The sequence below is a fragment of the Streptosporangium sp. G12 genome, assembly GCF_052983175.1.
Window position 1 is genome coordinate 70,924 of sequence record NZ_JBRIQO010000038.1, and the last position, 11,317, is coordinate 82,240.

Genomic DNA, 11,317 nt, shown 5'->3' on the forward strand with positions numbered 1-11,317 from the left:
CCCACGCCCCGGCCCGTGCGGGTACGCGTCCGCGGACGATGGCAGGCGGGGCGGTCCCGCGACCTTCCGGTACGGCCCCGCCCTACCGGTGTCCGGCCAGGACGGCGTGGTGGTCGGCGCCTTCCGGGCCGTCGGGGTCGGCGTGCACGGTGGCGGCACGCAGGCGGGGCAGGTGGTGGATCAGCCGGTGCTCGGCCTCCACCGCCACGCCGTGCGCCCGGAGCGGCGACAGGTCCTCGCCGACCACGATGTCCACCTCGGCGCGCAGCGTGTGGCCCACCCAGCGTAATCGCACCGATCCCACCCGCCGCACGCCGCCGGTGGCGGCCAGGATCCGCTCCGCGCGGTCGACGAGCGCCGGATCGACCGCGTCCATCAGCCGGTGCTTCCCGCGGTCGCGTCCGTTCGCGATGTCAATTGACAGATTAATTTGTCTAATGGTTCCATGGGGGCATGGCCGCGACCGAGATGACACTCATGGACGAGCCCGACCGTCTGCGCGTGGCGCTCACCCCGATCCGCCGACGGCTTCTCGCCCGCCTGCGCGATCCCGCCTCCGCGGTCCAGCTCGCGGCCGAGTTCGGCCTGCCGCGCCAGCGGGTCGGATACCACCTCAGGGTGCTGGAGGAGGCGGGGCTGATCGAGCTGGTGGAGGAGCGCCCGCGACGCGGTTTCGTCGAGCGCGTCATGGGCGTCACCGCGAACGCCTTCCTCGTCGATCCCGGCGTGCTCACCTCACCCGGCGAGGCCGCCGAGGCCGCCGAGGCCGCCGAGGCGGATGGAGGCGACGAGACTGACGAAGCCAGTGGCGACGGCGACGGTGACGGGGCCACCGGGGCCACTGGGGCCACCGGGACCGCCGAGGTGGCCGGGGTTTTCCGCCGTGTCGCCGACCAGTACGCCGCCGAGCATCTCGTCGAGGTGGCCGCCGGCACCGTGCGCGACGTCACCCGCATGGCCGCCGCCGCCGACCGGCAGGGCGTCCGGCTGCTGACGTTCACCCTTGAGGCGCGGGTGCGCTTCGCCGAGCCCGGCGACGTGCACGACTTCACCGACGCGCTCGCCGACGCCTTCTCGCAGGTCGCGGCCCGCTTCGACACCCCCGGAGGGCGGCCCTACCGCCTCGTCGCCGGTGGGCATCCGGCCCCCGGCACGCGAGAGACCGGCGGACGGCTCGCCCCCGGCACGCCGGAAACCCGCAGTTGACATCCGTCCCGGGACCAAGGTCCGGGGCCCGACATTGAGAGGCATCCGATGACAGACGAGCCGTTCTCCCTCGAGGTCACCATCGCCGCACCCGTCGACGACGTGTGGAGCGCGCTGCGCGACCCCGAGCTGATCCGGCGCTGGCATGGCTGGCACTTCGACGGCCTCGACAAGGAGATCGAGGTCATCTACCACCAGAACGTCGTGGAGTCGGCCGCCGAGCACCGGCTGGAGGTCCAGGGCGGCGACCTGTTCGAGCTGGCCGACCTCGACGGCCGTACGCGCCTGCGGATGACCCGTGCCCCGCGCGGCGGCGACCCCGAGTGGGACGCCTACTACGACGACATCACCGAGGGCTGGATCACCTTCGTCCACCAGCTCGCGTTCGCCCTCGAACGGCACCCGGGCGCCGACCGGCGCACGGTCTTCCTCTCCGGTGCGGCGGCCTCGCCGGTGCTGGAGGCCACCGGCCTCGCGGCGGTGGCCGGACTGGCCCCGGCGAGCCCGTACGAGCTGGAGGGCCCCACCGGGGAGACGCTGCGCGGCCAGGTCCGGTTCCGCTCGGCCAACCAGGTCGGTCTCACCGTCGACGGCTGGGGCGACGGCCTGCTGGTCGCGGCCGAGACCCCGCCCTCGCCCACCAATCCGGGCGGCGCCGCCATGATGGTGCTCACCACGTACGGCCTCGACGACGCCGCGTTCGCCGACCTCGAATCCCGCTGGACCGCCTGGTGGGGACGGAACTTCCCGGAGGCTCCCGCGAACGACCAGGATGCCCCCGCCGGCGCGGAGCGGGTCCCGGACGCGTAGAGGTCTATCCCACCACCCGGAACCGCAGATGCGTGACGCGCGGAGACCCGGCCAGGCCGGTCCTTTCCAGCTCGACGCGGTCGCCGCCCGGGTGGTCGAAGAGCCGGGTTCCGGCCCCGAGCAGCACCGGTGCCAGCTGGAGCTGTATCTCGTCCACGAGCCCGGCTCTCACGAGCTGCCCGGCGATGTCCGCCCCGCCCATCACGAGGACGTTCCTCTCTTTCGCCGCCTTCCGTGCCCGCCGGATCGCGCTCTCGAGTCCGTCGGAGACGAAGGTGAAGGTCCCGCTCGTCATGGGCAGCTCCTCCCGGTCCTCATGGGTGAGCACGAAGCACGGCGCGGGGAACGGCGTGTCCTTCCACAGGCCCACCCCCACGTCGAAGGTCCGCCTGCCCACCACCACCGCCCCCGTCGAGGCGGACAGGTCCCGATGTACCTCGGCGTCCACATCCCGGTCGGCGTCGTCGTTGAACAGCCATTCGTGGAGCCGCTCACCGCCCTTGCCCATGGGCTGTTCGACGCCGATGTCGGGCCCGGCGACGAAGCCGTCAAGCGACATCGTGATGTTCAGAAGAACCGTTGCCATGGAATTTTCCCCTCGTTGCCGGGGCCTCGTCGCCGGGGCCCCCGTTGCCAAAGTCTTGGTCGTCAGGGCTCCGGTCGTCGGAACCCCTGCCGATCGGCGGGTGTCTCCCCTGGCCGGAGGGAGGCGCGTCGCCCCTTGCCGCCGGCCAGGCCACCGTGTCCTGCGTCGCCCTCACCGGGGTACGGCCGTCCGGTCGTACAGGGCGGGGGCGAGCCCGGTGAACAGCACGGCGGCGGTGACGGCGAACCCCGCCGGGTAGCCCACCGACCCGGCCAGGAGCCCGAACCCGACCGCGCCGACGCCGAGCCCGGCGTCGTAGGCGAGGTTCCATGCCGCGCTCACCTGGCCGAAGGCGGATTCGGGGGCGCGCTCGAACATCAGCGCCAGGGTCGCGTTCTGGGCCATGCCGAAGCCCACCCCGAACAGTCCCATGCCGGCGATCATCGCGAGAGGGACGTCCACCCAGAAGAGTCCGGCCGTGCCGAGAGCGGCGGCCAGGGTGGCTGGGACCAGCAGGCGAGCGGGGCCGTGGCGGTCGCCGTACCGGCCCGCCGCCCAGCGCGCGAGCGGCGTGACGCAGGACTGCGTGAGCAGGGCCAGCGCGACCAGATCGCGCGACCGCTCCGGCGCGGCCAGCGGGAGGAAGGTCAGCAGGACACCGGCCGCCGGTGTCACCGTGGCGAAGACGATCGCGGGCCTGGCGACGCCGGCGTCGCGGAGGACGCCGAGGATCCCGCTCCGGCTCCCGCCCGGGGACCCGGCCTGGGTCCCGCTCCGGCCTCCGTCGTGGGTCCCGCTCCGGCCTCCGTCCCGGGGCCCGCCGTGCCGTTCGGTCCGCGCACGCGGGGAGGGCAGGCCGGGTACGGCGGCCAGCCCGAGCAGCGCCAGCGCCGCCCCGGCGACGAACACGGGTCCGTGGCCGATGTGCTCGCTCAGCCAGAGACCCAGCGGCAGGCACGCGATGGAGGGAATCCCGACGGCCACCCCGTACAGTCCCAGCCCCTCGCCGCGACGGCCGGCCGGCACCAGTTCGGCCATCAGGGCCGCACCGGCCACCACCACGAGCCCGAGCCCGGCACCCCGCGCCAGGCAGATCCCCAGCACCGGGGGCATCGACGCCGACGCCGGCAGCAGGAGGGCGGGTGCTCCGAGCAGGAACAGGCCCAGTCCCATGACCGCCCGGTAGCCGTACGCGCGCAGCAGGCCGGGCGCCACGAACTCCGTCAGCACGGTTCCCAGCATCATGATGCCGGTCGCCAGGCCCGCGCCCACACCGCCCGCACCGGACGTGGCCGCGTACAGGGGGACGACGGGCACCAGCAGGTAGAAGCCGCCGAGGGCGCCGAGCGAGGCGGCCAGCAGCAGGACCACCGGGCGATTCAGGATACGAGGATCCGGAACGCGGGCGCCGTCCCCCCGTGCCTTCCCGCCGTCCTCCCCGGTTTCCGTGGCGTCCCCCCGAGCCTCTCCGCGATCCTCCCGGGTCTCGTCGGCGGCGCTCTTCTGATGAGTCATGGGCCGACCCTAGAGCGGGAACCGGCTCAGCGATAAGGTCCGGTTTCATGTCGATCGAGTGGACCGGTTCGGGGCCGGAACTCCTGTTGCGGGTTGACAGGAACCGGCCGGAACCCTTGCGCGAGCAACTGGAAGGCGCGCTGCGCGAGAGCGTCCGCGCCGGTCGGCTGGCCGCCGGTGAGCGGCTCCCGTCCTCACGCGCCCTGGCCCGTGACCTCGGCGTCTCGCGCGGCCTGGTGACCGAGTGCTACGCGCAGCTGCAGGCCGAGGGCTACCTCGTCACGCGCGGCGGCTCGGCCACCCGCGTGGCCACCGCCGCCCGCCCGCCGGTGGACGCGCCGTCACCGCCCAGCGCGCTTGCCGGGCCCGCCGCGCCCGTCGGGATCGACTTTCGGCCCGGTGTGCCCGACCTGTCGAGTTTCCCCCGCGAACGATGGAGCCGCGCCCTTCGGCGCGCCTGCCGCGACGTGCCCAGCGACCTGCTCGGCTACGGCGACCCGTACGGTGACCCGATGTTGCGCGACGTGCTCGCCGCCTACCTGCGACGGGTTCGCGGGGCCGCCGCCGACGCGGCCCACACCGTCGTGTGCGCGGGGTACGCGCAAGGGCTGCAGCTCGTCCTGCGCGCGCTGGCGGGGGAGGGCGTGCGTGTCGTGGCCGTGGAGGATCCCGGCGACCCCGACCACCGCGTCGCCGCCGCGGCGGCGGGCCTTGACGTCGTCGCGGTCCCCGTCGACGAGCACGGTGTCGACACCGGCGCGCTCGCGGCCACCGGCGCGCGTGCCGTGCTGCTCACCCCCGCCCACCAGTCGCCTACCGGGGTCGTACTGGCTCCCGGCCGGAGGCAGGCACTGATCGCCTGGGCCGTCGCCCGCGACGCGACGATCGTCGAGGACGACTACGACGCCGAGTTCCGCTACGACCGCGAACCGGTCGGGGCACTGCAGGGTCTCGCTCCGGACCGGGTGGCGCTCCTCGGCTCGGTCAGCAAGTCGCTCGCCCCGGCTCTGCGTCTCGGATGGGTCCTCTGCCCGCCCCGGCTGTCCGCCGGCGTCGCGCGTCAGAAGCGGCTCGCCGACCGGGGCTCGCCGGTCCTCGACCAGTTCGCGCTCGCCGACCTGTTGCGGTCGGGTCAGTACGACCGCCACCTGCGCCACATGCGGACGCGCTACGCCGCCCGGCGGGCGGCCCTCGTGGACGCGCTGGGGCGGTACGCGCCCGAGGTCGAGGTACGCGGGCTGGCCGCCGGTTTCCACGCCGTCGCCCAGCTGCCACCGGGCACGGACGAGCGTGCCGTGGTCGAGGCCGCCCGCCGCCGGTCCGTCGCGCTGTACGGGATCAGCGGCTATCTCCTCGACCCGCCGGAACGACGGGCGTCCTCCGCGCGGCTCGTTCTCGGGTTCGGCAACCTGACCCCGGACGCCATCTCCGACGGCATCGCCGCCGTCGCCGACCTGCTGCGGGGCGGCTGAGCCACCGCGGGGGCCCAGCCGGCCGGTGCCGTCCCTTCAGGGGAGTCCGGGCCCGCTTCTGAGTGGCCGCTTCGTCATGACGGTGCACGCCCGCTTCCGGACGGCGGCCTCGTCGCCGGAGGTCACGCCTCCTTGAGGAGGGCGGTCACCGACTCGCCCAGCGGCGTGGTGGGGCGGCCGATGAGAGCGCTGAGCTCGCCCGGCGTGTGGGAGAGGACGCCCTGGGCGATGCCGAGGTCGATGTCGGCGTACATGGTCGCCACCGGTTCCGGCAGGCCCGCGTCGATCAGGGCCCGGAGGTAGTCGGCGTGCGGGAGGTCCCGGTAGACGACCGGCCTGCCGGAGACCGCCGCCGTCTCGGCGGCCAGCTCGGGCAGGCTCCACGCGGTGTCGCCGGAGAGCTCGTAGATCTTGCCGCCCTCCTCCTCGCCGGTGAGCACGGCGACGGCCGCGGCCGCGTAGTCGGCGCGGGACGCGCTGGCGACGCGGCCGTCACCGGCGGCGCCGAGGATCACGCCGTGCTCGACGCCCTGGAGGACGGACGTCGCGTAGACCTCGGTGTACCAGCTGTTGCGCAGGAAGGTGAACGGGATCCCGGAGGCGCGGATGTGCTCCTCGGTGCCCCGGTGGTCGATGGCCAGCGCCAGGGGCGTGGTGTCGGCGTGCAGCACGCTGGTGTAGGCGATGCGGGCGACCCCGGCCGCCCTGGCCGCGTCCACCACGACCTGGTGCTGCCCGAGGCGCCGCCCGACGGCGTCGCTCGAGATGAGCAGGACCGTGTCGCCCGGGCCGAAGGCCCGCTCGAGCGTCTCCGGCCGATCGTAGTCGGCCTCCCTGATCTCGACGCCGCGCGCGGCCAGGCCGGCGGCCTTGCCGGGATTCCGCACGGCCGCCACGACCTGGCCGGCGGGCACGCTCTCCAGCAGGCCGTCCACCACCAGGCGGCCGAGCTGGCCGGTGGCACCGGTGACAACGATCATTTCGCTTCTCCTCGTTCCGAAGGGGTAGCCGCCAGGTTAGTACTAACTAATATATAGTGCCAACTAAAAGTTAGTGCTTTCTTTTGTGCGGTGTGGCGAGAAAGTAAAGTGGACGGATGGACGACCAGGCCGCGACCCCGCTGGACGAGTTCAGCCAGCTCACCTTCGACGTCTTCATGCGCGGCTGCGTCTCGCGCGAGACGATGGAGCACATCACCGGCCGCTGGGGCATCCTGGTCATGGTCGCGCTCCACGAGGGGACCTACCGCTTCAACGCCCTGCGCCGCCGGGTCGACGGGGTGAGCGAGAAGATGCTCGCCCAGACCCTGCAGGCTCTGGAGCGCGACGGCCTGGTCCACCGCGAGGCCGAGCCGACCATCCCCCCGAAGGTCGAGTACAGCCTCACACCGCTCGGCGATCAGGCCGCCCGGCGCCTGCTCGACCTCATCGAATGGCTGGAGGGCGAGATGCCCGCGGTCATGGAGGCCCGCGCACGCCACGACCAGGCCAGAGGCGGCCACCGGACGACGTAGGCCCGCCCGTGCCGGGGCCCGCCCGCCGCGCGGCCGGAAGAACCGGATCGAGAAACGTCGCCGGAGACCTATAGCGTGAGCCGCATGAGCGACGAGATCATCGATTCCCCCACCGCCTGGGTCTCCAAGCACCTTCGCAAGTACGTCGAGTCGAACGGTGCGGAGGGTCACCTCTACCACGGCAGGCCCACCCTGCTGCTGACCACCGTCGGACGCAGGTCCGGGCTGAAGCGGCGGACCCCGCTGATCTACGGTCGTGACGGCGACGCCTACGTGGTCGTCGCCTCCAACGGCGGGGCCGACGACCACCCGCTGTGGTACCACAACCTGCTGGCCCTGCCGCAGGCCGAGGTGCAGGTGCGGGACGAGGTGTTCACCGCCGTCGCGCGGACCGCGACCGCGGGGGAGAAGCCCGCCCTGTGGGAGCAGATGGTCGGGATCCACGGTGAGTACGCCGACTACCGGCGCAAGACCGCACGCGACATCCCGGTGGTGATTCTCACCCGCGCCTGACGTTCCGGCCCCGCCGGGCCGAGCCTGGCGGGGCCGGTCCGTGATCCGCGACGGCGGGCCGGGGAGGCGGGCATCGCGGCGATCACGCCGCGGGTGGGGCAGGCGCCGACACGCCGGGAAAAGCCTGGTCGTAGCATGAGATGGCCGCCGGTGGTCTGTCGTACGACCTCGGCCGGACGGGGCGGCGGCGAAGGACGGACGGTGCCGGAGCGGCGCTCCGTCAGGTCCGGGGGCCGGATCTCAGCGTGCGGGGAAGGCAGGAGTGGATCGGCGCTGGTTTTCATCCCGGTGGTCGTGTGGGGGAGCCGCCTCGCGTGGGATTGGAGACACTGATGGTGCCGTTCGACACGGACGTGCTGGTTGTTGGTGCCGGTCCGGCGGGTCTGCTGATCGCGGGTGACCTCGCCGCGAGAGGTGTCGCCTGCACGGTCGTGGAGCGGGACCCCCAGCGTTCGACGCTCACCCGGGCCTTCCCCCTGCACGCCCGTACGCTGGAGCAACTCGACGCCCGGGACGTGGCCGACGAGCTGATCGGCACCGGCACGATCGTCAAGAAGGTACGGCTGTTCAACGGCCTGGACCTCGATCTGTCCAGCCTGCCGTCGCGATTCCCGTTCCTGCTGTGCACCCCCCGGCACAACGCCGAGCGCGTGCTCGAGGAGCGCGCCACCCGGTTCGGAGCGGAGATCGTGCGCGGCGCCGAGGCGGTCGGGCTGTGCCAGGACGCGGCCGGGGTGGACGTAGACGTGCGGGCCGACGGCATGGTGCGCACCTGGCGCGCGCGGTTCGTCGTGGGTGCCGACGACCTGCGCAGCGTCGTGAGGGACGCGCTGGGCGTTCCGTTCCCGGGGCGTTCCACCGTGCAGTCGATCATGCAGGCCGACGTCCGCCTGGAGGAGAGGCCGGAGCGGGAGCTGATCCTCGTCGCCAACGACGAGGGCTTCTCCTTCGTCTCCTGCCACGGCGACGGCTGGTACCAGGTCATCACCTGGGACCGGCGGCGCCAGCTTCCCGACAGCGCCCGGCTCAGCATCCACGAGGTGAGCGAGGCCACCCGGCGCGTCACGGGCAGCGACTTCGGCATGCACGACGCCCGCCATCTGTCGAGGTCCCACAGCGACGAGCGGCAGGTGCTCCGCTACCGTGTCGGCCGGGTGTTCCTGGCCGCCGAGACCGCCTACGTGCACTCGCTGGCATGCGGGCAGGGCATGAACACCGGCCTGCAGGACGCGGCCAACCTCGGCTGGAAGCTCGTCGCCGAGGTCCAGGGCTGGGCGCCGGACGGCCTGCTCGACACCTACCACAGCGAGCGGTATCCGGTCGGCAGGAGGGCCCTGCGGCTCAACGGCGCCCTGCTCGCCGTCGCCATGGGCTCGACCCGGAGGTCGCGGGCCGCCCGCTCCATGCTCCCGGTCGTCGCGAACCGGATCCGTCCCCTCGGCCGCCGGCTGACCGAGACCATGTCGGGCCTGGGCATCTCCTACCCCGCCCTCCCGGGGGCGCACCGGCTGGCCGGCCAGAGGGTGCCGGACATCCACCTGGCCGGGGAGCCGATCCGGCTGTACGAGGCGCTGCGGGCCGGGCGCTTCGTGCTCCTGGCCCCCACGGGCGACCCGGCGGAGGCGGTGGCCTCGCCGTACGGGGAGCGGGTGGTCCACGCCGTTCCCGCGAGCGCCGACCTCCCCGTCCTGCTGATCCGTCCGGACGGGTACATCGCCTGCGCCGTCGACGAGAGGAACCCCGTCTCCCTCGACGTCGCCCTGCGCGCGGCCCTGGCCGCGTGGTGCGCCGCCCGCCCTCCGGTGGCATCCACCACGAAACCCGGGTGAAACGGTCTGTCGCCACCGCCCCGCTGGCCACGAAGGGCAGTACGATCTACTGTAATTGACAGTAAACCGTGCGTAAGGAGTGGGACGTGGATCTCATCGTGCCGCCGACGGAACGGCTCTGGTGATGGCAGGCCAAGCGACCATCGGTGACCGCATCCGTGGATTGCGGTTGAGCAGGCACATGTCCCAGGCGCAGTTGGCCGGGCCAGACCTGTCTGACAGTTACGTTTCGCTCATCGAATCCGGAAAACGGACTCCCACCCCGGTCGTCACGCGCCTGCTCGCCGAGCGGCTCGGCTGCGGCATGGAGTTCCTGCTCCACGGGATCGAGCCGCACCAGCGCGTGGACACCGCGCTCGCCCTGCGGCAGGCCGAGCTCGAACTGTGCCACGGGGACCCGGCCGTCGCGGCCGGGCTCTTCGCGGACACGGCCAGGGCCGCGGGTGACGACAACGCCACCCTCGCCGCGCGGGCGCGCTTCGGCCAGGCCCGCGCGCTGGAGGCCCAGGGGGAGACGGGGCGGGCGGTCGAGGCCTACGAGCTGCTTCGCCGCGAGGCCGCGGCGCATCCCGAGCGCCTCGCCGACCTTCCGCTCGCCGTGGCGCTCTGCCGCTGCTACCACCGCGCGGGTGACACGTGGCGCGCCCGGGATCTCGGGATGGAGGCTCTGGCCCAGGCCGACCGGCTCGGTCTCGACCAGGGCGACCTCGCCCTCGACCTCGCCGCAGTGCTCGCCGAGATGGAGATCGCCCTCGCGTACGTCGAGCGCGTGCTGACCGCCTCCCGCATGCCCGACGCCGTCGACCGCGACTCGGAGGTCCTCGGCCTGTGGCGGGCCAGCACGGCCGCCGCGGAGGAGGACTCCGCGCTCGCCGCCCGGCTCGCGGCGGACGCCGTCGCCGCCGGCCGGCCCGCGCGGATGGCCGTCCGCTACGTCCGGAGCGCGATGCGCTGGGCGTGGATCGCCACCGTGCGTCCCGAGGCCGCCGACCTCGACCGGGCGGGTGAGTTCGCCGCCTCCGCGGTCGAGATCCTCTCGCGCCTGTCGCCCGGGACGATCGAGCACGCCCGGGGCCTGGTCGTGCTCTCCCGCGTGCGGCTGCGTTCCGGCGACGCGGACGCCACGGCGGAGCTGGCCGAACAGGCCCTCGGCCTGCTCGCCGGCGTGCGCGGGACGGTGCCGGCGATGGCGTACGTGGTTCTGGCCGAACTCGCTCTGGCACGCTCCAAAGACGGCGGTCCGGCGCTGACGAAGGCGCAGGAACTGCTCGCCGACCCGGTCGCCTCGGTGGCCTCCTTCGTCGACCGGGATTCGGCCAGGCTCTGGCGCGAGATCGGTGACCTCTGGGGCCGGGCCGGGGCGCCGGAGAGGCAGACGAACGCCTATCGCAGCGCGCTCGAAACCGTCGGGGTCGGCTCGCGCACGGAGACCCCGCCCGGCTCGACGTGGCGCGAGGTCGTCGTCCCGGCGATTCCGGCGCACCTCGGCGTCTCGCACGAGTCGAGGGCCGGCTGACGCCCTCTCCCCGATGCCCCCACGCCCCCGGGGCCGCACCCCGCCGGTGCGGCGTCCGCCGATCCTGAGGTGGGTGAAGGACGGGCACGCGAGAACCCGCCCTGGACCAGGTCGGGTTCTCGCGTACCCGGGCACGGCACCGGCGATCACGCGCCGATCGCCCCCGGCCGGTGGGGAGCGCGTCCGAGGGTACAGACTCGGAGGTATGGCAAAGGGCGAGCCAGGGCCGTTGATCCCGCACATGCGGCTGGACGAGCTGCTGTCGGAGCTGCAGGGGCGCCTGGAGGCGGTGCTGGCCACCCGCGACCGGGTGCACGCGCTGCTGGAGGCCGTGGTCGCGGTGGGCAGCGACCTGGA

General features: G+C 73.5%; 11 protein-coding genes. 7 read left to right on the forward strand and 4 right to left on the reverse strand.

Annotated elements, in window-relative coordinates; all coding sequences use genetic code 11:
- Positions 1-82: 82 nt before the first annotated feature.
- The gene (locus ACVCAG_RS40780; RefSeq protein ID WP_447191411.1) at positions 83-376 is read right to left on the reverse strand and encodes a cation transporter dimerization domain-containing protein; all 294 of its coding nucleotides are present in this window, start codon (positions 374-376) and stop codon (positions 83-85) included.
- A gap of 77 nt (positions 377-453) precedes the next feature.
- Here ACVCAG_RS40780 and ACVCAG_RS40785 point away from each other — a divergent pair, with 77 nt between their 5' ends.
- The gene (locus ACVCAG_RS40785) at positions 454-1,206 is read left to right on the forward strand and encodes a helix-turn-helix domain-containing protein (protein ID WP_447191412.1); all 753 of its coding nucleotides are present in this window, start codon (positions 454-456) and stop codon (positions 1,204-1,206) included.
- 48 nt (positions 1,207-1,254) lie between these two features.
- On the forward strand, positions 1,255-2,016 hold the full coding sequence (locus tag ACVCAG_RS40790) for an SRPBCC family protein (protein ID WP_447191413.1): 762 nt from the start codon (positions 1,255-1,257) through the stop codon (positions 2,014-2,016).
- A 4-nt stretch (positions 2,017-2,020) separates the two neighbouring features.
- Here the strand turns inward: ACVCAG_RS40790 and ACVCAG_RS40795 are convergent, their stop codons facing one another.
- Positions 2,021-2,602: a dihydrofolate reductase family protein gene (locus tag ACVCAG_RS40795; protein ID WP_440088778.1), complete on the reverse strand. Its 582-nt coding sequence runs from the start codon at positions 2,600-2,602 to the stop codon at positions 2,021-2,023.
- 171 nt (positions 2,603-2,773) lie between these two features.
- Positions 2,774-3,973, reverse strand: a complete 1,200-nt coding sequence (locus tag ACVCAG_RS40800) for an MFS transporter (protein ID WP_440088780.1) — start codon at positions 3,971-3,973, stop codon at positions 2,774-2,776.
- Positions 3,974-4,164: 191 nt separating this feature from the next.
- Between ACVCAG_RS40800 and pdxR the strand changes: the two genes are divergently transcribed.
- The gene (gene pdxR / locus ACVCAG_RS40805; RefSeq protein WP_440088781.1) at positions 4,165-5,589 is read left to right on the forward strand and encodes a MocR-like pyridoxine biosynthesis transcription factor PdxR; all 1,425 of its coding nucleotides are present in this window, start codon (positions 4,165-4,167) and stop codon (positions 5,587-5,589) included.
- Positions 5,590-5,711: 122 nt separating this feature from the next.
- Here the strand turns inward: pdxR and ACVCAG_RS40810 are convergent, their stop codons facing one another.
- Positions 5,712-6,569 carry an SDR family oxidoreductase gene (locus tag ACVCAG_RS40810; RefSeq protein ID WP_447191414.1) on the reverse strand — a complete coding sequence of 286 codons (858 nt, stop codon included), beginning with the start codon at positions 6,567-6,569 and terminating at the stop codon, positions 5,712-5,714.
- A 116-nt stretch (positions 6,570-6,685) separates the two neighbouring features.
- Between ACVCAG_RS40810 and ACVCAG_RS40815 the strand changes: the two genes are divergently transcribed.
- The 4 genes from ACVCAG_RS40815 to ACVCAG_RS40830 all read left to right on the forward strand — a co-directional run bounded on the left by ACVCAG_RS40815 (position 6,686) and on the right by ACVCAG_RS40830 (position 10,960).
- On the forward strand, positions 6,686-7,102 hold the full coding sequence (locus ACVCAG_RS40815) for a winged helix-turn-helix transcriptional regulator (protein WP_440088784.1): 417 nt from the start codon (positions 6,686-6,688) through the stop codon (positions 7,100-7,102).
- A gap of 84 nt (positions 7,103-7,186) precedes the next feature.
- Complete coding sequence (locus ACVCAG_RS40820) at positions 7,187-7,615, forward strand: nitroreductase family deazaflavin-dependent oxidoreductase (RefSeq protein ID WP_440088785.1); 429 nt, start codon at positions 7,187-7,189, stop codon at positions 7,613-7,615.
- Positions 7,616-7,929: 314 nt separating this feature from the next.
- On the forward strand, positions 7,930-9,444 hold the full coding sequence (locus ACVCAG_RS40825; RefSeq protein WP_447191415.1) for an FAD-dependent monooxygenase: 1,515 nt from the start codon (positions 7,930-7,932) through the stop codon (positions 9,442-9,444).
- 124 nt (positions 9,445-9,568) lie between these two features.
- Entirely contained in the window at positions 9,569-10,960 is a 1,392-nt protein-coding gene (locus ACVCAG_RS40830) for a helix-turn-helix domain-containing protein (RefSeq protein WP_440088788.1), read from the forward strand.
- The last annotated feature ends 357 nt before the right edge of the window (positions 10,961-11,317 follow it).

Bases quoted from the DNA above. Each gene is read 5' to 3' on its own strand.
- ACVCAG_RS40780 (WP_447191411.1), bottom strand. From the start codon at position 376: ATGGACGCGGTCGATCCGGCGCTCGTCGACCGCGCGGAGCGGATCCTG.
- ACVCAG_RS40785 (WP_447191412.1), top strand. From the start codon at position 454: ATGGCCGCGACCGAGATGACACTCATGGACGAGCCCGACCGTCTGCGC.
- ACVCAG_RS40790 (WP_447191413.1), top strand. From the start codon at position 1,255: ATGACAGACGAGCCGTTCTCCCTCGAGGTCACCATCGCCGCACCCGTC.
- ACVCAG_RS40795 (WP_440088778.1), bottom strand. From the start codon at position 2,602: ATGGCAACGGTTCTTCTGAACATCACGATGTCGCTTGACGGCTTCGTC.
- pdxR (WP_440088781.1), top strand. From the start codon at position 4,165: ATGTCGATCGAGTGGACCGGTTCGGGGCCGGAACTCCTGTTGCGGGTT.
- ACVCAG_RS40810 (WP_447191414.1), bottom strand. From the start codon at position 6,569: ATGATCGTTGTCACCGGTGCCACCGGCCAGCTCGGCCGCCTGGTGGTG.
- ACVCAG_RS40815 (WP_440088784.1), top strand. From the start codon at position 6,686: ATGGACGACCAGGCCGCGACCCCGCTGGACGAGTTCAGCCAGCTCACC.
- ACVCAG_RS40820 (WP_440088785.1), top strand. From the start codon at position 7,187: ATGAGCGACGAGATCATCGATTCCCCCACCGCCTGGGTCTCCAAGCAC.
- ACVCAG_RS40830 (WP_440088788.1), top strand. From the start codon at position 9,569: ATGGCAGGCCAAGCGACCATCGGTGACCGCATCCGTGGATTGCGGTTG.